Below are 21,381 nucleotides of genomic sequence, written 5' to 3' on the forward strand. Positions count from 1 at the left end.
TTTTTTGATTCTTAGTTAAATTGCTCTAATAAATCTTTGATTCGTTTCATTGCTTCTCTTAATTCTTCTTCAGATGCTGCATAAGAGAATCTGATACATTCCGGACTTCCAAAAGAGAATCCTCCAACACATCCTACATGAGCGTTTTCCAATAAGAACATGGCGAAATCATCAGAGTTTTTGATTTCTGTTCCGTTCAGTGTTTTTCCGATATAATGTGAAATGTCCGGGAAGAAATAGAAAGCTGCTTTTGGAAGTAATACTTTGAATCCTGGAATTTCCTTGATAAGCTCATATACAAGATCTCTTCTTTTTTTGAAAGCATCAATCATGTATCTGTATTCTGATGGATCGGTTTTTAAAGCAACAATAGAAGCTCTTTGAGCTACAGTATTAGCTCCGCTTGTCATTTGTCCCTGTACTTTCTCACAGGCTTTAGCCAGCCATTCTGGACATGCAGAATATCCGATTCTCCAGCCGGTCATTGCAAAAGCTTTTGACATCCCGTTGATTACGGCAGTTTGCTCATACACTTCAGGGAACTGGGCAATGGAAGTAGTTTTTGTTTCATAGTTGATGAATTCATAGATTTCATCTGAAATAATCGTTACATGAGGATATTTAGCGACCACTTTAGCAATAGATTTCAATTCATCATAGGTGTAATATCCTCCTGATGGGTTACATGGTGAACTGAAAAGGATGGCTTTTGTTTTATCAGTAATTGCTTCTTCAAGCTGTTCAGCAGTTACTTTGAAATCGGTAACATAAGAAGTAGGAAGCATTACAGAAGCTCCTCCCATCATTTTAACCATTTCATCGTAGCTTACCCAATAAGGAGCTGGAAGCAAAACTTCATCACCATCATTGATAATAGCAGCTAAAACATTGAGAATAGCCTGTTTTGCGCCATTTGAAACACAGATCTGTGTTGGTTTGTATTCCAGATTATTGTCTCTTTTTAATTTATAAGCAATCGCTTCGCGCAGTTCCAGGAATCCCGGAACAGGAGAGTAGTGGCTGTAGTTTTGGTTAATGGCATCGAATGCTGCCTGTTTGATATTGTCCGGAACATCAAAATCCGGTTCGCCAAGGGTTAAGCTGATGACATCAATTCCGTTCGCCTTCATTTCCCTTGCTTTATTAGACATTACAAAAGTCTGTGAGTATCCTAGTCTTTTTACTCTATCTGAAAGTTTGTCCATGTATTTTTTGAATTTTAACAAATATATAATAAAAACACCTTGTAGGAGAAATAAAAAAGGAGCAGGTTTAAAGATTTTTATCAGGTTTGAAAGGGATGTGATATTTGAAATTAAGGCCTCTTTTTTAATATACTCTTCTTTAAAATTTGAAGAAAGCCAATAAAAACTTACTTTTGCAGATTATAATAATTCACATGTCTACATCGTTACTATTAAAATATTTTCCGGATCTTACCGAAACACAGCTAGAACAGTTTGGAAAACTGGAAACCCTGTACCATGAATGGAATGAAAAGATCAATGTAATTTCCAGAAAAGATATGGAATCGCTGTATGAAAAGCATATTCTTCACTCGTTAGGAGTGGCTAAAGTAATGGAATTTGCTCCTGGAACGAAAGTGTTGGATATTGGTACCGGAGGTGGTTTTCCGGGGATTCCATTGGCAATTCTGTTTCCTGAAACACAATTTACTCTTATTGATTCCATAGGGAAGAAGATTAGTGTAGTAAATGCTGTAGCGGAAGGAGTAGGGTTGAAAAATGTAACAGCCATCCACGGAAGAGCAGAGAAATTAAAAGAAAAATTTCACTTTGTAGTCAGCAGAGCGGTCACTCAGATGCCGGAATTTTTAAGATGGCTGAAAGGAAAATTTGAAAAAGACCAGTTTAACCCTAAACATAATGGGATTTTATATTTAAAAGGCGGGGATCTTGCTGAAGAACTTGCCGGACTTAAATGTGAAATTTTTAGCCTAAAAAATTATTTTGATGAAGAGTTTTTTGATACTAAAAAAGTAGTTTATTTATCAAAAGGTAATTTTAATTCTTGATTTTCTTGGAATAAAGAATAATTTTTACTAAATATGTATTGGTAATCAGAAAATTAAAGATTATGAAAAAGTTTCTAAATATTGGATTTTCAGCATTATTGTTTGGCTTTGTATTGATTTCATGTAATGATGATGATTATCAGACCATAGAATCTATTGATAAGGTCAAAATAGACAGTGTAAAAATTACCAATGACACTATGGATGTCTTTGCGATACAACGCATAAAAACTTATTCCACCTATTCTTCTCAGTGCCAGGGGTTTTATGGGTACGATTATATTCATAATGGTAATTTTGAAAGATCAGTTACTGCTTATAAGTACATTAGTAATGGTCCCTGTACTCAAAAGAGTTACTCTGCCGTTAATCAGATTAATTTTAATCCGCAGAGAATAGGAAAGTACACCTTTACTTTCTGGAGCGGAGGAAATAACTGGATTACAAAAACGATTGTAGTGAAATAATGAAATTGACTTTTATATTCTGTCTATTGGCGGCAAATGCTGTGTTTGGACAGAAAATTATCTGGCAGGAAGGGCAAAAGCTGGTATGGGACAATTTTAAAAGTCCTGTCAACAGAAGAAACAATCCGGATGTTGCGGCTTATACCAATTGTGGTTGGGAATATTCTGTAGTGAAATCCTCCAATCCAAAATCTCCTGTAAAAATTGAAATAAAGACAATTTTCAGCGAAGATAAATCGTGGAAGGACGTCAAAAAGATCAATGATTATATTTTGCTGCATGAGCAGAAACACTTTGATATTGCTGAACTTTTTGTAAGGAAATTCAGAAAAACTATAGCAGAAAAAATCAGGAATTCCGGCGATTACGATAAGTTATTTAAATCTATTTATAACGCAATCTCCAACGAATATAAGAACTTTCAGATAACCTATGACAGAGATACCCGTCATGGAATGGATGAAGGAAAACAGGCAGAATACAACGCTGCTATCTCTCAAGAATTAGAAAACCTTAAAAGCTACCAAGCCCCTTGAAATTCCTCAATAAGATCATCCACGAACTGTTGGCACAAAACCCGGATCTATCTGCGTTTAATATCATCCTGCCCGGAAAACGTCCGATTGTATTTATCAGACAGATTCTGGAAGAAAACAACTATTCTGGATTTCTTCCCAACTTTTTTACCATCGAGGAACTAATTAACTCAATTGCTGACAAACAGGTTATCCAGGGAATTCCGCTTTGGCTTTTTTCATTCGACGTGTATCGAAGTCTTAACCTGATCCCCAGAGATAATTTCTCTGACTTTTTGAAGTGGTTTCCAACCTTGCAGAAGGATTGGGATGATATTCTGAAATTTTCGGATAGTGACGTGGCGGTTTTACAGTACATGTTTGATGAAGAAAGGATTAAAGAATGGGCCCAGAACCTTGGTGAGGATGATGATGTACCCAGAAAGAAATTTCTTAATTTCTGGCAGAATATGAATGTTTTTCTTCCCGAATTAAAAAGCAGGTTACAGGAAAAGAACTGGGCGACCTCAGGAATGATTCACGAGGCTGCTAAAGCAAGTATTGCTGATTTCGCGAAGAATACTTCAGAGCAGTTTATATTCTGCGGATTTAACGCCTTTACGCCAGTTGAAGAAAAATTGGTAAGAAGTCTTTTGCGGTGGAATAAAGCTCAGTGCTTTTTTCAGGCAGACCGTTATTACTTTAATGATGAAAGACAGGAGGCCGGAAAATTCCTCAGAAATCATAAGACATGGAAAGAATTTGATGATAGCAGGGCTTTTCAGTGGATAGAGGATGACTTTAACCAACCTAAAAAGATCAAAGTATATGAAGTTTCCGGAAATGTAACGCAAACTAAAGTGTTGCCGGAGATCTTTAAAGAAATCAATAATAAAACCTACTCAAACACAGCAGTAGTTTTGCTGGATGAGAACCTTCTTCCTGCGAGCCTAGATGTGATGCATGGGGTAGATAACCTGAATATCACGATGGGATTCCCATTGAAGAACCTGTCTTTCTCCAATGCTGTAAAACGACTTTTTTATCTGCAGAAACAGCTGGAAAAAAATAAAACTTCGTATTACTACAGGGATGTATTTCCTATTCTTGAAGAGCTTCCGAAATCAGCCAAAGATGAGCTAATCATCAATGATTTTAAAGCAAAGATAGAAGAAAGGAATATCGTTTATATCTCTAAAAAGCTTTTGAATGAACTTCTGGGAGAGTTATCTTACTTTGGTCTTCTGCAAAAAGCTGCAAGCACGAATACTTATCTGGATATTCTGATATCGTTTTGTCACCAGGTGAAATGGCTGGAAATAGATGATATTCAATATGAAAATGTATCTCATTTCGAGAATGCCTTCAGGATCATTAAAAACCAATTGACTCCGTATAATATCGAGATTAAAATGGAAACGCTGGAAATTCTCATCAACCAGCATATCAATTCTGAAAGTATCGATTTTCAGGGTGAGCCATTAAGAGGGTTACAGATTATGGGATTGCTGGAAACACGTCTTCTGAATTTTGAAAATGTGATTCTGCTTTCAGTCAATGAAGGGAAACTTCCATTGGGAAATTCACAAAATACCTATATTCCTTTTGATATCAGAAGATTTTTTGATCTCCATACCTTTTTGGAAAATGACAGTATTTATGCCTATCACTTTTACAGGCTGATTCAGGATGCCCAAAATGTTCATTTGTTGTACAATGCATTAAGTTCAGGAGTGAATACGGGAGAGAAAAGCCGTTTTATTACCCAGATCGAAATGGAAAGTTCCCATGAGATTGAACACCTGATTATTGAGAATTCTTCAGAACCGATTATCACAAAGCCTATAGAGATTTCCAAGACGGAAAGTGTAAGACAAAAACTTCAGAAATGGAAGGAAAGGGTATCGGCTTCCCACCTAACAAGCTACCTTTATAATCCCATTGATTTTTACTTATCCAAGATATTAAATACTTCAGAGTCAGACGAAATTGAAGAGGAACTGTCTGTGAAAAATTATGGAAACTTAGTTCATTATTCACTTCAAGAAATTTATGAGGTATTGAAGGGTAAGGTTTTAAAAGAAAGTGATTTAGAGAAATCAGTTAAAGCAATAGATAAATATATTAATATTGCTATTGAGAAGCTTAAACACCAGCCAGAATTCTATGAAAAAGGGATGAACTATATCCACAAGGCTATTGCGAAAAAAGTAATTGAAAACATTTTGAATCATGATCTGGATCTTATTAGAGGAGGTAATAAATTAGAGATTATTGACATTGAAAGAAAGTTCGAAAATGTGGAGTTTTATCTCGACGGAAATGATAAAATTTCGTTCTTAGGATTTATCGACAGAATTGATAAACTAAACGGAACGTTAAGGATCATTGATTATAAAACAGCAAAAATTAAAAATCTCCATGTAAAAATTGATGAGGATAATGTAGAAGGCTATTTCCATAACAGTGACAGAAAACAGGCATTGCAACTTTGTATTTATCATTATGTGGTACAGCATCTTCCGGAATTTTGGGGCTTTCCAATTGAAACGGGTATCTGGAGTTTTGCAGAAGCTAAAAAAGGAATGGTTCCTCTGGTGTTTGATAAGGGAGATATTGATGATGCAATGAGATCTGTTAAAAGTCTTATACAGGAAATTCTGAATCCTGATATCAATTTTGTGGAAACTGTGAAGTCTTATTAATCTTATACAATTTTTTAAATAGTTTTTTGGCTGTGGCCGAAATTAATGTGACGCAAAGCTTATTTTTGAGTGCACTTTATTTTGAATTGAGCTAAGAAGAAATGGATTAAAAATCGATTCTGATGAAACTTATTTTGGTGCAGCCAATGATAATATTATAAATGGCTTAAGTACCTTAAATTATTTTAGTAACAATATTCTATTTTCCAAAAAAGTCATACTCATGAAAAGTTATTTTGACAATAAATCTTTTTACATTCTTCTTCAATAGGGAAATTGATAATGTTTTTTAGCAGCTTTTACGGTATAATTGTATATTTACTGTGAATTTTTTATACACATAAAAACAGGCTGTCTCATGAAAAAATTCCTGCTTTTGGGAACTGTCATTTTTTCTCTTTTTCTTAAATCCCAACAGATTAACGACTCTCTGAATATCAGATTACAAAATGTAACGAAGGATACCAAATTTGGTTTGGCTCTGAGTGGAGGGGGTGCCAAAGGGTTTGCTCACATTGGAATTTTGAAAATGATCGATTCCTTAGGAATTAAGGTAGATTATATTACCGGAACCAGTATGGGGGGGATTTTGGGAGGTTTGTATGCAATGGGATATAATGCCGACGAATTGAAGAAAACTATTTATAAAGTAGACTGGAACAGGATTCTGAGCAATAAAATCCCCTACAGCAAGGTGAATATCAGTGAGAAGGATGAGTATGATAAATATATTCTTGAATTTCCGGTCGTAAAAGGAGTTCCAACGCTTCCCAGCTCCTACATTGAAGGGCAGTATATGGGGGAGGTCTTGAATACACTAACCTTTAACGCAAAACATATCAATGATTTCAGTAAATTGAGGATTCCTGTAGAGCTTACTTCTTCAGATATTGAAAACGGAGGGCTGATTATGCAGAAGAAGGGATCTCTTCCCTTGGCTATTCGTTCTACTTTGGCTATTCCTGCAGCTTTTGCTCCGGTGTATATTGATGGAAAGTTATTAGTTGATGGCGGGTTAGACCGAAACTATCCGGCTAATGAAGTTCGTCAGATGGGAGCAGATTTTGTTATCGGTGGCTATACCGGATTCAGGCTTTTTACCAAAAAAGAGATTGAAAATCCTATGAAAATGATCTACCAGACGCATGCTATCCGTTCTGTAGAGGATTTTAAGCATCAGAAGGCTTTATCCAACATTCTGGTTGACTTTGTAGACCCTTTGGGGGATATTACCACAAAAGACTTTGCAAGGTTCAGAAGGATCATTAAAATAGGAGAAGTAGAAGCCAGGAAGCATCTCCCTGAATTTGTTGCATTGGCAGAAGCTCAGAAAAGATTAGGGATCAAGTATGAACATGAAAAAATTGAGGAAGTAAAGCTTCCTACCACAAAATTTACCTTTAACGAGGAAAACGGAACTCCACTTAGCGATGAAGTAGAAATTGCTGTGATTAAAAAGGAACTTGGGCTGACGGAAGGGAAGTATTATGATGTGAAAACCGTCAATGAAGCAATAGACAGAGTGTTTGGAGTGCGTCAATATGAAAAAGTTTATTACACTTATACCAATGAGGGCAATGGACTTACAATGAATATTTTCGTTAAAAAAGCTAAGAAAGGAGCTTTTAAGTTGGCTCTTCATTATGATACAGAGCAGTCGGTGGGGATTATTGTAAATTATACGTACCGGAATATCCTGGCAAACAGATCAAGGTTCCTGGCTACTATCGATATTTCAGAGCGTTTTAAGGCAAGGCTGGCTTACCAGCTTTTTTTAGGAAGCGGCGACCATTGGTGGATTGATCTTGAGGCTAAAATGATACATCTTAAAAGTAATGATTTAACATTTAGAACATTGGGATATGATGATGAAGATTATACCACGAAATTTCCTAACCATATTTATAGAAATATCACAGGAAAAGTGGCTTTAAATTATAATATCAACCCCAATGCTTTTATTTCTTTAGGAACAGAATTCAGCACGGAAAGAATGTATACTTTGCTGGATAAAATAGATCAGGCAAGGGCAGATATTTTTAGCAAAAAGCTCTATAATCACAGTAATTTTAACGCATTTCTGAAGTTTGAGCAGAATAATCTGAATAAGAGGTACTTTTTTACCAAAGGGAATCATCTTCAGGTAAGTACAAGACTCTATTTTGGAGATCAATATAAGTTGTATGACCTGCAAGTAGTGCAGCCTCAGTTATATCCTATCTTAAATCCTAACAACCCTGGTTATTTTGTACCTAAGAATCTGGTGTCGTTTACGCTGAATGAAAATTTTGCTTATCCTATTACAAGAAGGCTGGCAGCAAAGGTGAATCTTTTTCTGGGAACTAGTTTTGGTTCCTACAAAGAAGATACAATCCCTTACTTTTTTCTGAACCAGAAATATAATTTAGGAGGAAGTGAGTACAACTATGATTTGTTAAACCCAGAATTTAACGGACTTCGCCAGAAAGAGCTTCCTATGAACTCTGTTGCCAAAGCTGGAGTGTCGCTTCAGTATAGAATTATGAAGAGATTATACATAACCCCTTCATTCAGTTATGGAAAAGTGAGTGAAGAGTTTTCTCCTTTTAATGACAGTTTTGAAATGTTCGGATACGGAGTCAACCTTGGCTATGAATCTCTTATAGGTCCTATTAATCTTAATATTTCCAGAAATAACCAACTTGATTTTTCAAGGATCTATTTCAGTATTGGGTTTAAGTTTTAAGAGAATAAAGAACCCACAAAGCTAGATGCTATAAAGAAGCTGGAGATTGTTTTATGGTAAGGAAGCTAAAAAATTAATGAAGATGATGCTACTTAATCATTTAAATTAATGAAAAAAGGCTGCCGGAAATCATTTTTCAATCATAACTTCCAGCCTCCTTCTTCCAGCCCAATTTATTGTCTTGGAATTTCAGGTCTCGGCATTTTATAATAACTTCCTGACATGCTTTTCAGAAAAGCCACAATGGCATCTATTTCCTCATTATTGAGCTGTAATGCCTTCATCCTTTGATCGGTGACCGGAAATTTAGGATCAGCTTTCTTTTCTTCAGGACTGGGGTTAATCATTTGCATTCCGCTATTGTATAAATTAACAACTCCATGCAGATCATCCATTAATCCGTTGTGCATCCAAGGAGCAGTGTAATTCAAATCTCTTAAAGAAGGAGTTTTAAACTTGCCTACATCATTGGGATTGTTGGTAATATGATAAAGCCCAAGGTCTTCATATTCACGTTGGTAATAGGTGAGTCCTATGTTGTGAAATGATTCATCAGTCAGATATTTACCGTAATGACAATTCATACATCTTGCCTTAGTACGAAACAGGTGCATCCCATAGATTTCCTTATCACTCATGGCTTTGTGATCTCCTTTAATGAATTTATCCAGTTTACTCGGCTGGCTTCTGAGAGTACGCTGAAAGGTAGCCAGGGCATTGGCAATTTGGTTAAACGTAATCTTATCTGTATGATACACATCCTTGAAACGTTGCTTGTATTCCTTATATTTTGAAAGTTTCCCGGCCAGTTTTTCCGGTTTCATATTCATTTCGTTGTGAGCAGAGATGGGACCTACAAGCTGTTCTTCCAGCGTTTTAGCTCTTCCATCCCAGAAATAAGAAGTTCTGTCTGCAATATTATAAAGGGACTGTGTATTTCTTTTTCCCAACAGATGGTCGTTTCCTAATGCCACTTCCTGCCCGTCACTCCAACCTAATTCAGGATTATGGCAGCTGCTGCATGAAACCTGACCTGATGCGGATAATTTCGGGTCAAAGAACAGTTTTTTCCCCAGCATTACCTCAGGAAGCTCCTGGGTTTCATAATAATTGGAATCCCATTCTATTGCTTCAAATTCTTTCCAGTCGACATCTCCATCTATGGAAGGTTTAGGCCAATACTGTATAGGTTTCTTGTATTGTGCTGCCACTTCTCCATAATCTGTAGTGTAGGTTCGTAAAGTATGCTGCATACAAAATAGGGCAATTGTGCCTATCAGCAGTATTAATTTAATATCTGAAAATTTCATGTTTTTTACTTAAAAAATACCTCCTATGGTGGCTGCAAAAAGCATATTATTACCATTTTGGAAATTACTGTACATCATTTTACCCCCTACATAAGCATTCTTAATAACCGGAGCGTTGAAATGAAAATTAAGATCAAGTTTGGCCTGCCAGATGTCAGAAGACTGATATTTGTAATTTTCCTGTAGCATTTGCTGAATAGCAGGTTTTCCGGAAATATTGAAGACCGAATTTTTTTTATAGACATCCGTTACAGAAATTCCCGTAGAAATAGAAAGTGCAAGTTTATCTGTGAATGTTTTTAGCCATTGAAAATCTGCGCCGTAGACCAGTTTATTTAAATCAATGATAGAAAGAGGAGTATTATATTTTTCTTTTTCCTGAATCCATCCGAAGAAAGGAATCAGGGACGATTTTGCCTCTGGATGTTCCATTGTAATGAGCCCTTTCAATACCAGATTGGTTATTTGATGAGTGTATTTTTCTGCGGAACCAATTTGTATATAATTCCTTGAATTGTCATTAAGAAATAAGTTCTCAGTTCCTTTTCTGTTGATATGGTTTCCGATAACAGAAATTCCCCAGGAGATTCTGTCTGTTTCAAAAAACTTTCCTAACGAAAAATTAAATTGTTGTTCATCAATTTTGGAGGCATTAAGATCTGCATATTCGGTCAGAAGCTTATCAAGATTCAGTTTCTTGATTCCCGCAGTAAGATACCATGATCTGTTTTCTGCTTCAAAAACCTGTAAACCACCACCATAAGTCCATCCCTCATAATACGCCTGACGAAGTTTTCCTGAAAGCAATTCATTATAGTTTCCCAGACCGTTCATATTGTAGATCATTGGAAACCCCTGATTGCTTACAAAACTCAGATAATGCTTTTGGGTATATTTTTCAGCTTCTACATAAGCCCCGATCTTAAACTTCTCAAACATCATTTTATTAGCTCCCAGAGCCAATGAAAAGGTAGCAGAAGTATTCTTAGGTCTCGGATCAATATCACGATAGCTCAAACTAGCGCTGTAACTTCCCGTAATCCCCAGGGTAAATGAATTGATTTTCTTAGAATATCCCCCTGAAAATGCATAATTTTCAAACTTCATGTCGCCCCCCACACTGTCTGCTGCTACGTAGGGGTAGATGATGTCATAATCAGCATTTTCATTCCATACTAGCTGCTTGTTTTTTCCTTGTGAGTAAGAAGCATTCCCCCAAACCACAGTTTTCGGATCCAATATCTGGTGGGTACGTGCTTCTGCCCCCCAGAGATTTTTTCCTTTGCCCTTTTGCTGGATTTCATTGGGAGTATCATTGTTTTGGGTGAATATATTAAAAACTGTAATCTGATACTTCCTTGAACCCAACCTATTGGCCGGGTTGGTATTGATGTCGTTTTTGAGTATCCTTTCATAGCTATACTCCTCACGAATCTTCTTCATGATCGTATCATTGTCCTGACCATATATTTCAGAGCCAAGAAAAAGAACAGGCAGGATAAGTATGGATTGAAAATGTTTCATTTTAGTTGAATAATGAAGGTTTTACACCATGTTCAAAATCTGCGGTGGAGTTATTGGTATCTTTTAAGATATCTTTACCTTCGGCATTTTTTCCTATAACTTTTCTGCGGACTGCTTTTCCAAAACGGTTTTTATCACCATCAAAAGATGTTACTGAGGTCCATCCCATGTCTAAAGAAGGAGAAGTAACCAACCATAGGAAAGAATCCTGTACACTTAAGTTCACTGCATCTGTGATCCATTCGTTCGGAATTTTAACAGCTGTTCCGTCCATAGGATAAACATCTCCTCCGAAAGTAAGATTGTAAGTATAAGTGTACGAGTTCTGGCTGATTAATGACTCATTGGTCATTCCCTGTGGCATACGTGCTAAAGCGTAAGCATAATATCCCTGCGTGTGGATTACCATTTTTTCAAATACATTCACCATTTTAGGGACTGCAGGATTATCAATATCATCAGAATCTTCCTTGAAGATCTGGAAATTAGCGTGAGATAAATTGATAGATGACGGATTGAATTCTTTATGATTAATGGCATCTTCTGCAATGATAATAGAGGCTCCAGGTAATACCGGATACGTTGTTCCATTTCCTGGAATTCTGATAATGGCTCCGGCAGAGAATGTAGTTCCCATGATATTAGGACTGTATTCCTGCTTTTCATTCGTCATAAATGCAGATTGTATCAGCAGCATCCCGTCAGCATATAATGTTTTGTCTGTATTATTGGTTATTTTAAAATATTGGTCACCAAAATACATGGCTCCTTGTGGAGTTTTAGTTCCCGTAAAGAATACTTCTTCAAGGATAAGGTCGCTGCTTCCGGCTTTCATTGAAATGTCAAGAATTTTGGTCTGTTCAGTGCCATTGATGACAACTCCGGTCTGAACTCCACCTACTTTTGCTTCTGTGGCCACCGAATTATCAGTATAGATAATGCTTCCTTCCACAGTGATATTATAAGTTCCCGTTGGAAGAACCTTTTTCAGAGAATTGGTGTTTTTAAGCACCTCAGTAGCTGTAAAACCGGTATTCAATTCCTTAAAGCTTACCGTAAGAGTTTTATATTCTTTGACCTGAATGTTTTCCGGAACTACTTTCAGCTGAAGATTTAACGTGGTTTGTGCCTGGGTTTCCGGGGCATCGGAATCTGACGAACATGCCGCAAGACTTAATACAGCACACAATAGTAATAGTGTTCTAAATAATTGTTTTAACATAACTTATTGGTTTGAAATTGTTATAAATTGAAATTGATCTCCATTCCGAAATACGGATCATAAGTCCCTTTTCTGTTGATCGTAAATCCATTAACGCTATAAGGAGCGTAATAACTGAAAAGTCTGTTGGCAAACATGGAAACAATAACAGTCTTATTCCTGAAGCTTTTGGTTACTTTAAGATTAAGATTGGCTTCCAATGGTCTTCTGGTAGCATTATACCGGTCCTCATTCTGAGGAATAATCAATCTTTCAAGAATGGTTTCTCTGGCTATACCAGGGTCGAATGGGAATATATTACCGTTTTGATCTACATAATGGCTTGGAATTCCGTTCATCGGATCTAGTTTTCTCATCGAATACCATGAAAACTGGAAAGAGGTAGAGAAGATCAGATCCAACTTTGGAATGTAGGTATCCATCATCAGATTTGTATTCAGTATTTCGTTTACAGAATTAGGCTCCATTCCATTATAAAGGCCAAGATAAGGATAAGGTCTCCCGTTAATCAATAGATCAGGTCTTTTGTAGACTGGCAGGCTGTTCCCATACTTTGTACGAAACCAGGCACCACTCAATGTAAATCTTGTATTAATGACAGGAATTCTGTTGGAAGAATATTGAAATTCTACCCCTTCCTTGTCTATTTTACTTCCATTTCGCTGGGCAGAATACATGAAGTTCTCTGTCATAAGCTGATAGGGAAGTGTGTTGACATCCGGTGGAGAAGTTATGGTTTCGTGGTTAAGAGCAGAGGTATCGTATTTTTTATATTGATAGCCAGCATATTCATTCATAGACCGGAATGCGCTGTGCATCTTTTCCTTAAAAACAGTTACGGATAATTGATGAAGCCCAAAGGTAAAGTCGATCCTTGTTTCGAACTTTTCATTGACAGCAGGCTCTATTTCCGGATTCTGAGGATTATAGATCATCGTTTTATAGTTCACTCTTCTATAATTCTGATTAGAATGGAAATAATTGAGTTGCTGGATATCTTTATAAATCAATTCCGGATATAGCAGATTAAGGTCCGGGAATAAACTCTGTTTACCATAGCCTAATGTTAATGCAAGTTGAGCCTTTTTATGCATCAGGCTGAATTCCGGAAGATTCCATTGAAGGTTGATTCTTGGGTCCAGATATACTTTTCCGTTCATTTTAAACTGAGTAGGAAGATTGAGCATTGAGTTTCCTCTTAATCCCAATGCTAATGCCAGCTGATGCTGACCAAGATTTGCCGTGCTGATCGTTTCTAAAAACAAAGCAGAAGTAGAATAGGCCGGAACATCACGATAGGCGCGTGGTCTGAAGGTGGCTTTAGGATCTATGGGCTTATAAACATCAAATAATTGTCCCTGACCCCAGTTTTTACTTAATTGCCAGTCGAATCCTGTGTTGATTTCATTTTTTACAGCTTTAAAATTCCATTGGAAGTTATTAACCATTTTTACAAAAATATCAAGCGGTTTACCATCTACCGTATAGTCTGAAATGTATCGCGCCTCAGGATAATAACCGTCATATTCACCCTCAGTTCTTGAAAGTGGGAAAGCAGTGGCGTTTTCCAACTGGATAAATTTGGTTTGTTTTATTTTGTCAAATCTTTGATTGACTGTTGCCTGAATCTCTGTTGATCTGTAAAAAGAAGGTTCTGTTTTTATGTAATTAAATACATTCGAAAGGCTTACCAAATGATTGTTGACTTCATATGAATTTAATTGAGATAGATCTACATCCGGATCGGTCTTTGAGCCATCCAGTGAACCTGTATAACTCAAATGGGTCTGCCATCTGAATATGCCATGATTGCGTTGTTTTTCTTTTGCTAAAGCAAAATTGGCTGTAATTCTTTTATAGTTTTCCAGCTGGTCTCTTGGATCAGATTTAGCATTCAGATAATCAATTCCGGCATTGATTTTTAGGTTTTGCTCCTTATCTTCAAATCCCTTGCTAATAGCGAATAGTTTACTGTAACCGTCTGCTTTAAATCTGGATTTCCATGGGGTATATCCTGATTTATTGGTGATTTTAACAATTCCGGAGGTAAGGTTTCCGTAAATTACTGAAGGAATCCCACGCAGAATCTCCACTTTTTCAATCTGGTCTGTTGAAATGCTTCGCATATCTACACCGCTTGTTAGATTGAGCCGTCTTTTCAGTCCGTTATTGCTCTTGTCTAAAAAATCATAGGTATATTGAAGGTTAGCCCCGGAGTTCAATGGAGCACCATCTACCAGAAATGTAGTTCCCATGGCAGAAGTATTGTAATCATTACCAGGATTACCTGTTTCACGAAGCGTTATTTTATTCACCTGATTCAGGACAGGGTCTCCGGATCGTCCTCCCGGAAGAAGCTCCAGAAGATCTGTAAAACTGGAGGGCTGCAAATGCTGCATAGCACGCTGATTGATGATAGAAGATGAAGTTAACCCCTGACTTTCTTTGGCTGTAATAATCACTTCTTCAATGGAATTGATTTTGTCTGCCAGTGAAAAGGTAAATACTTCAGGTTTTGTGATGCTAATCTTACCAGAATATTGAACGATATTATTTTTATGAATTTCAATAGTATACTGACCGGGGATAGCAGAAATAACCGCAACACCTTTATCGTTGGTAGAGGCGGAGTATATAGTTTTAGCGGATAGAATTTTAATTTCTGAATCGGTAGCCGGTTCAGAATGATTATTTTTTATTTCAAATGAAACAGTCGCAGACCTGTCTTGCGATTGAGCTGTTGAAAATGCAGTGAGAAATAAAAATGTGAAAATTTGTGTTTTAAAAGGGAATCGAGGATCGTTTGGTACCATCTGGCATTATTCTTCCGGCAAAGGTAGGAGGCTACAGATAAGATAACTAATTTTATTTAGAATAATTTAAAATAATTGATAAAAATCAGTTTACTTGCTTTATTGATTTTATCTTTTTTTGACCTTAAAAATTAGGTTTGTTTTGGTGTATATTGTTGTTTAATAGTGTTTTATTTTTATTTCATATGAAAGTTGTGAAATTGTATTTCTAATTTTTATTGTTAGAATTATTCTTTACAGAATGAGATGCTTTTGTTAAAGAATAGCATAAATTTAAACCATTATGACCTAATAAGATTTTAAGTAAAATTAAGTTTCATCAAATGTGAAAAGGGAGATAGCTTAACCAATAGTTTTAGCTATGAACTTCACTTTTCTTAATCCTTAAACAGAAGCTTAATGGCTTAAATTATCGTAAACGTCTTGGAAATTCGTGTAATCTGTGGGAGATAAATTATTGTCAATAAAATAGTTGGTTGATCAAAAAAGCACTCCATTGCTGGAGTGCCAAAATTAACTTGAAAATGATATATAAAAAGGATTGATGCTATAGTTTAACTTTTTTATTGATTGTTTTTCCATTGGAAAGAGTCATTTGTACTACATAAACTCCCTGTTCCATATTTTTTGATTCGAATTGCTGCGAATTCACTTCCTGCTGAAGGAGTAAAGTTCCTGAGATACTGTATATGCTGATATTTTTAATATTATTATTAGCTCTGGCTCTGATCTGTTTGTTCTGAGCAAAGATATCTGTACGGTTTTCCAGTTTGTTACTTCCAATATTTTTATTGAACTGCAGATTATAATAGGAGGTCACTATTTCGAATGTATATTTCTGTGCATCCAGATCTTGTAAGCTGATGCCATTGTTTTCCTGATACTGATCTTTGGAAATCGTTTGAACCAGATTTTTGTTTTCATCAAAAATATGAACCGCTGAAAGTTCGTTCTCATCAATCTTTAATTTTAAAACTGAATTGTTTTCCGATTGTACAACTTCACTTTCAGCCACTTCTTTAGGACTATTCTTGATGTATGGAAGCATTTTATCCTTATGGTTTTCCGATACTTTTAACAGATATACACCATCTTTTAGAGTGGTTAAGCTACGATCATTTGCTGATCTGCTGCCAGCATTTTCTGTATTGAAATCAGTAACTTCAATCAACTGCATATTTCCGAGGTCAGGTTTTATCTGGGAGGAAAATAGAGTAGGCGTTTCTGATGAAGATGCTGTTGACTGTTTTCCAAAAATAGAGCCCACTACAGCCCATTGATTAAAAAGACCGCCGCTTCTTAAGGTGTTGAATTTGGCATTAGAAGCCAGAACAAATGGAACAATACCTCCTACATGCCCGATAGGTCCCCAGTAGAAAGAGTCCAGTTTATATTTATTCAGATCCCACCATGCATAATAACCACGTTGTACATCAATAGTTTTGGAAGTATTTTCAGGTGGAATGGCTAAATCTACTGTAGAATGGCCTAGCGTCATAGGAGTTTTATTATACCAGTCGTATACATCTTTAGGTTTCAGACATTGTCTGAATGTATGATTGGGATTATTGGTCACATCATTCACAAAATTGGTTGTGAACATTTTTCTCCATAGAAACGGTCCCCACAGCAGACCTCCGTTGTCCTGAACAACATGATAATTGTATTTGTCAAGATATTCTGCGGAAATAACTTCCGAAATATCATTAGTATATGTTTTATATCCTGTATTGTTACAGCTGTGAAGAACATTGGCCAGGAAGGAACTAAACGGATAAATATCTTTTTCTAAAACACCTTTCTTTAAAGTGGTTTCCGACATGTCGTAAGGTCCGTCTCCCATATAAGCATACTTAAATTTCAGGTTGCCGGGATTGGAAACGTTCAGCCTTTTTAGAGTAGACATTGCTGCATGAGCCCCTTGTGAATAGCCTGCTAAGAAATATTCATCATAGCGTTTTACTCCCAATTGGGCCAGTGCTTTATTAGCTGCAGTAACAAAATCAATCGTAGCACCCGCTTCAGTAGCATAATCTACATAAGGATGTACACCATCTCCGTCACCCATTCCTACATAATCGGGAGCCATTAAAATGTAGCCGTTGAGAACATAAGAAAGCTCTACAACAAATCCGGCTGTCAGGGTTCCTTTAAAATTGGAAGGAACATTATGCCTGCTATCAGTAGTTCCGTGGTCGGAAACTACGGTGGAAAGTTTCATATTGACATTAGGATACATCAGCAGACCTGTTGCTTTTACAAGAATATTGTTTTCATTTTTGGTATAATAGGTTATTTTATATCCTTTTAAACCCACATTAAACCCATTCAGATAATTTACAAAATCCGGGGCATTTTGTTCACCAAGATTATTGGCAATAAAATTAATAACTCCCTGCGGCGTTAAATCCAGTTTCTGTTCGGCGCTTACAAGGTCTCCTGCCTGTTGAGCAAAGTAGAATGGAGCTGTAAGTCCTATTAAAAAAGTTGTTATTTTCTTCATATAGTGATTTTTTAATAGTGTTAAGGTAATAACTTCAATAAATTCACAAAAATATTCGGACAATAACAATTATTCATTGAATATTAAATTCTCCGGAAAGTGAGTAAAATAAAAGAGCCTGATCCAAAGACCAGACTCTCAGTTTTATATTTTACTTTTCTTAGAAAGCGTTGATACCTGTAATATCTAAACCGGTGATTAACAAATGAACGTCATGAGTTCCTTCATAAGTAATAACAGACTCCAGATTGGCAGCATGTCTCATCATCGGGAATTCCCCCATGATACCCATTCCTCCCAGAATCTGTCTTGATTCTCTTGCAATGTCAATCGCCACTTTTACGTTGTTACGTTTAGCCATTGAAATTTGTGCTGGAGTTGCCTTGTGTTCATTTTTAAGGTTTCCTAATTGAAGACATAGTAACTGGGCTTTTGTAATCTCAGTTAAGAATTCAGCTAATTTTTTCTGTTGAAGCTGGTAAGAACCGATAGGCTTACCAAACTGCTTTCTCTCTTTAGAATACTGAACAGCTGTACAGTAGCAGTCAATAGCTGCTCCGATTACTCCCCATGAAATTCCGTATCTGGCAGAGTTCAGACAAGATAAAGGACCTTTTAGCCCTGTCACTCCCGGAAGTAGGTTTTCTTTAGGAACTTTTACGTCATTGAATACCAATTCTCCGGTTTTTGAAGCTCTTAAACTCCATTTATTGTGTGTTTCCGGAGTAGTGAATCCTTCCATTCCTCTTTCAACGATTACTCCCTGTATTTTTCCTTCCTCATTCTTTGCCCATACCACTGCAATGTCGCAAAGAGGAGAATTCGTGATCCACATTTTAGCCCCATTCAAAAGATAATGATCGCCCATATCTTTGATATAAGTTTCCATAGAACTCGGATCAGAACCATGGTTAGGCTCAGTTAATCCAAAAGAACCAATCATTTCTCCCGAAGCAAGCTTTGGAAGATATTTTTTCTTTTGCTCTTCAGAACCGAACTCATTAATGGGAAACATAACCAAAGAACTCTGTACAGAAGCTGCAGAACGAACTGCAGAATCTCCTCTTTCCAACTCCTGCATAATAAGACCATAAGATATCTGATCTAATCCGGAACCACCATACTCAACCGGAATATATGGACCTAATGCTCCTATTTTTCCTAGTTCTCTCATAAGACCGGGAAGATCTGTATGATTTTGAGCTGCCTGATCTATCTGCGGCATTACAAAACTTTCAACCCAATCTCTGATAGATTGGCGGATCAGTTTGTGTTCTTCAGTAAGTAAAGCATCAATTCCATAATAATCAGGGATGCTTGTAAGAGGATAATATGACATGATTTTTTGATTTTGTTAAAAATAACATTTTTCGTGGTGTTTGAGAAATTTTTTTGAAAACTTATCTAAAGACTGGTTTTCAAAGAGATAATGCTGTTTTTTCCTGTTTAAGGGATAAAATTAACATTTTAAGTTTCCTCATCATTGGAGATAGGGTACTGATTAGTGGCATTGTGTACCTCAGTTTTAAATTTATAGAGGTACGGAGCTTTATTAGCAGAACCGTCGTATAGTTTTTCTAATCTGTCAAGAATATTGAGACTTAATATTTTTCGCTGGAAATTATTTCTTCTGAATTTCTGCCCTAAAATAGTTTCATAAAGAGCCTGAAGATCCTTCATGGTAAATTTTTCAGGAAGAAGGTTACTGGCTGCTACTTCGGTATTGATATTCATTCTAAGGTATTCCAGCCCGGTTTCTATGATTCTGTCGTGGTCGAAAGCCATCTTGGGAAGATTGTTCACTTCAAACCATTCACAGCTTTCATTAAAGGCATCCGGAAAAGTATTGGTCAATGAAAAATCGATAAGACTGCAATAGCCTACTGTAATAAATCTTTGAAAGATCCAGTGATCTTCCGGCACTTCTATCCCTTTATTTCTAAGGAGGATTTGGTGAACATTATTTTCTGTACGATCAATCCTTCCAAATGTATGGAATTGTTTTAAAAACAAACCTTTAAGATGGGTTCGCTCGTACAAAACCCGCTCCGCAGCTTCCCTAAGATCCTCATCATTGAAAACAAAACCACCTGGGAGTGACCACAGATCCAGATCGTGATACTTCAATAACAATACTTTCAGAATGTTATTGTGAAATCCGAATATCGTACAGTCTACAGAAATATGAGCAACGAAATCCTTGGTGTCGATCAGTTCCTGAAGTGTTTCTTTACTTTTTGTGTCTTTGATTTTCATGGTTGTAAAAATAAAACTATTTTCTATATTTTCTTTTTGAGACGTTAAAATATATCAAACTAATCACAAAAAGAAGAATTACAGAGCATAAAATATATAATGGATAAAAGTTTAATAGCTGCTTTCCAAAGAGTATAGCCATAATAATAGAGCTCACTGAACTTCCCAGAGAAGAGAAAATAACAATAAGAGAAGTAAATAGATTGATCTTTTCCTTATCTACTAAAGCAATCATTTTTGAATTGACAACAGGATAGAGTGGTGACAGAAATAATCCTATCACTGGAAATAGAAAGAGAATCATTCTAGAATCTTCAGAATCAAAATACTGAATTCCTAAAATTACAAGCAATAGAGCAATAATAAGGGATATGCATGTAATATAATATTTTGATAGTGAAAATCTACGGATAATATTAGCAGTAACGGTTCTTCCTGCATAGGAGAAAAGGGATAGAAAGGAGGTAGCCTGAAGTGCAAAAAATGAATTCACTTTCAGATGGTTCTTATAAAAAGAGGGAAGCCACGAATTGAATCCTTGTTCTACAAAAACAATAAAGAAGATCACGGCAAGAAATAAAGCAACCACAGGGGTTGTGAATCCTGATAATTCAACAAAAATACTTTTACTTTCCGATGGCTTAGATTCCGTTATTTCTGCTTTAGAAAGTAGGAATATGGTTACAGCCGATAAGGCGGCAATCAACAGAAATCCAAATCTCCAGAATTCAGAATACTGGCTAGAGATGAGCCATCCAAAACCTGTATTTACTGCAAAGATCCCTATCATAAAGGAAGCTTCTACACTGTTCATCGTTTTGGCTAAAGATTTTTCATCAGAAATATTATTTCTGATGATTCCGAATACACATATTTTCCCAATTGCGAAACAAGCTCCGATAATAGCAAACCATACTTTATAAAACCAAAATTCTTCTATAAAAGGAAGCAGGCAAGAACAGAATCCTACGATAGCCAAAGCAGCAATCAATGCTCTTTTTGATCCTGTTTTATTGATAAGGCTTACGGCAAACAGAGAGATAAATGCAATAGGAAGATCTTTAAAAGATTCCAAAAATCCGAGCTCTCCATAGGTGATCTTGGTATCTGCAAGCTGAAGAATAATAAGTCCCATACAGTTTAGCACCATAGAGAAAATAAGGAAGGTAAGTTTTAACGGGAGAGAAATTTTAGAAAGCTTAGCGGTCATTTCGGGAGTTAACTTTATTGAATTTTTATAGCTTTTTGTGAATAATTGATGCGAAGATATGGCTTTTAGCCCTCAATAATAAACGAAATTTCAAAA

At 36.3% G+C, this 21,381-nt stretch carries 14 protein-coding genes; 5 read left to right on the top strand and 9 right to left on the bottom strand.

Annotated features, from left to right (window positions below; all coding sequences use genetic code 11):
- Nucleotides 1-11: 11 nt before the first annotated feature.
- Entirely contained in the window at nt 12-1,205 is a 1,194-nt protein-coding gene (locus EL260_RS12080) for a pyridoxal phosphate-dependent aminotransferase (RefSeq protein ID WP_123860511.1), read from the bottom strand.
- Nucleotides 1,206-1,399: 194 nt separating this feature from the next.
- Here EL260_RS12080 and rsmG point away from each other — a divergent pair, with 194 nt between their 5' ends.
- From rsmG to EL260_RS12105, 5 genes are all read left to right on the top strand, one after another.
- Nucleotides 1,400-2,035: a 16S rRNA (guanine(527)-N(7))-methyltransferase RsmG gene (gene rsmG, locus EL260_RS12085; protein WP_123860512.1), complete on the top strand. Its 636-nt coding sequence runs from the start codon at nt 1,400-1,402 to the stop codon at nt 2,033-2,035.
- A gap of 62 nt (nt 2,036-2,097) precedes the next feature.
- The gene (locus tag EL260_RS12090; protein WP_123860513.1) at nt 2,098-2,502 is read left to right on the top strand and encodes a hypothetical protein; all 405 of its coding nucleotides are present in this window, start codon (nt 2,098-2,100) and stop codon (nt 2,500-2,502) included.
- Nucleotides 2,502-3,038, top strand: coding sequence for a DUF922 domain-containing protein (locus tag EL260_RS12095; RefSeq protein ID WP_123860514.1), 537 nt, complete (start codon nt 2,502-2,504; stop codon nt 3,036-3,038). The genes EL260_RS12090 and EL260_RS12095 overlap by 1 nt, the downstream gene beginning before the upstream one ends.
- Nucleotides 3,035-5,722: a PD-(D/E)XK nuclease family protein gene (locus EL260_RS12100; RefSeq protein WP_123860515.1), complete on the top strand. Its 2,688-nt coding sequence runs from the start codon at nt 3,035-3,037 to the stop codon at nt 5,720-5,722. The genes EL260_RS12095 and EL260_RS12100 overlap by 4 nt, the downstream gene beginning before the upstream one ends.
- Before the next feature lie 358 nt (nt 5,723-6,080).
- A complete protein-coding gene (locus tag EL260_RS12105; RefSeq protein ID WP_126367213.1) occupies nt 6,081-8,447 on the top strand; it encodes a patatin-like phospholipase family protein in 2,367 nt (788 codons plus the stop codon).
- 173 nt (nt 8,448-8,620) lie between these two features.
- On the opposite strand, the gene EL260_RS12110 is transcribed toward EL260_RS12105, so the two are convergent.
- From EL260_RS12110 to EL260_RS12145, 8 genes are all read right to left on the bottom strand, one after another.
- Nucleotides 8,621-9,757, bottom strand: a complete 1,137-nt coding sequence (locus EL260_RS12110) for a cytochrome-c peroxidase (protein ID WP_123860516.1) — start codon at nt 9,755-9,757, stop codon at nt 8,621-8,623.
- Nucleotides 9,758-9,766: 9 nt separating this feature from the next.
- Nucleotides 9,767-11,281 carry a DUF6850 family outer membrane beta-barrel protein gene (locus EL260_RS12115; RefSeq protein ID WP_123860517.1) on the bottom strand — a complete coding sequence of 505 codons (1,515 nt, stop codon included), beginning with the start codon at nt 11,279-11,281 and terminating at the stop codon, nt 9,767-9,769.
- A gap of 1 nt (nt 11,282) precedes the next feature.
- A complete protein-coding gene (locus tag EL260_RS12120) occupies nt 11,283-12,503 on the bottom strand; it encodes a DUF4876 domain-containing protein (protein ID WP_123860518.1) in 1,221 nt (406 codons plus the stop codon).
- Between the two features lie 20 nt (nt 12,504-12,523).
- A complete protein-coding gene (locus EL260_RS12125; RefSeq protein ID WP_123860519.1) occupies nt 12,524-15,316 on the bottom strand; it encodes a TonB-dependent receptor plug domain-containing protein in 2,793 nt (930 codons plus the stop codon).
- 547 nt (nt 15,317-15,863) lie between these two features.
- Complete coding sequence (locus EL260_RS12130) at nt 15,864-17,819, bottom strand: T9SS type A sorting domain-containing protein (protein WP_123860520.1); 1,956 nt, start codon at nt 17,817-17,819, stop codon at nt 15,864-15,866.
- 160 nt (nt 17,820-17,979) lie between these two features.
- A complete protein-coding gene (locus tag EL260_RS12135; protein WP_123860521.1) occupies nt 17,980-19,158 on the bottom strand; it encodes an acyl-CoA dehydrogenase family protein in 1,179 nt (392 codons plus the stop codon).
- Nucleotides 19,159-19,286: 128 nt separating this feature from the next.
- Complete coding sequence (locus tag EL260_RS12140) at nt 19,287-20,075, bottom strand: NUDIX hydrolase (RefSeq protein ID WP_123860522.1); 789 nt, start codon at nt 20,073-20,075, stop codon at nt 19,287-19,289.
- Nucleotides 20,076-20,091: 16 nt separating this feature from the next.
- The gene (locus EL260_RS12145; protein ID WP_126367215.1) at nt 20,092-21,285 is read right to left on the bottom strand and encodes an MFS transporter; all 1,194 of its coding nucleotides are present in this window, start codon (nt 21,283-21,285) and stop codon (nt 20,092-20,094) included.
- Nucleotides 21,286-21,381 lie beyond the last annotated feature (96 nt).

Origin of the sequence: Chryseobacterium nakagawai, assembly GCF_900637665.1 — a bacterium.
Taxonomy (GTDB): domain Bacteria; phylum Bacteroidota; class Bacteroidia; order Flavobacteriales; family Weeksellaceae; genus Chryseobacterium; species Chryseobacterium nakagawai.

Bases quoted from the DNA above. Each gene is read 5' to 3' on its own strand.
- EL260_RS12130 (WP_123860520.1), bottom strand. From the start codon at position 17,819: ATGAAGAAAATAACAACTTTTTTAATAGGACTTACAGCTCCATTCTAC.
- EL260_RS12140 (WP_123860522.1), bottom strand. From the start codon at position 20,075: ATGAAAATCAAAGACACAAAAAGTAAAGAAACACTTCAGGAACTGATC.
- EL260_RS12120 (WP_123860518.1), bottom strand. From the start codon at position 12,503: ATGTTAAAACAATTATTTAGAACACTATTACTATTGTGTGCTGTATTA.
- EL260_RS12080 (WP_123860511.1), bottom strand. From the start codon at position 1,205: ATGGACAAACTTTCAGATAGAGTAAAAAGACTAGGATACTCACAGACT.
- EL260_RS12145 (WP_126367215.1), bottom strand. From the start codon at position 21,285: ATGACCGCTAAGCTTTCTAAAATTTCTCTCCCGTTAAAACTTACCTTC.
- EL260_RS12090 (WP_123860513.1), top strand. From the start codon at position 2,098: ATGAAAAAGTTTCTAAATATTGGATTTTCAGCATTATTGTTTGGCTTT.
- EL260_RS12095 (WP_123860514.1), top strand. From the start codon at position 2,502: ATGAAATTGACTTTTATATTCTGTCTATTGGCGGCAAATGCTGTGTTT.
- EL260_RS12115 (WP_123860517.1), bottom strand. From the start codon at position 11,281: ATGAAACATTTTCAATCCATACTTATCCTGCCTGTTCTTTTTCTTGGC.
- EL260_RS12110 (WP_123860516.1), bottom strand. From the start codon at position 9,757: ATGAAATTTTCAGATATTAAATTAATACTGCTGATAGGCACAATTGCC.
- EL260_RS12105 (WP_126367213.1), top strand. From the start codon at position 6,081: ATGAAAAAATTCCTGCTTTTGGGAACTGTCATTTTTTCTCTTTTTCTT.
- EL260_RS12135 (WP_123860521.1), bottom strand. From the start codon at position 19,158: ATGTCATATTATCCTCTTACAAGCATCCCTGATTATTATGGAATTGAT.
- rsmG (WP_123860512.1), top strand. From the start codon at position 1,400: ATGTCTACATCGTTACTATTAAAATATTTTCCGGATCTTACCGAAACA.
- EL260_RS12125 (WP_123860519.1), bottom strand. From the start codon at position 15,316: ATGGTACCAAACGATCCTCGATTCCCTTTTAAAACACAAATTTTCACA.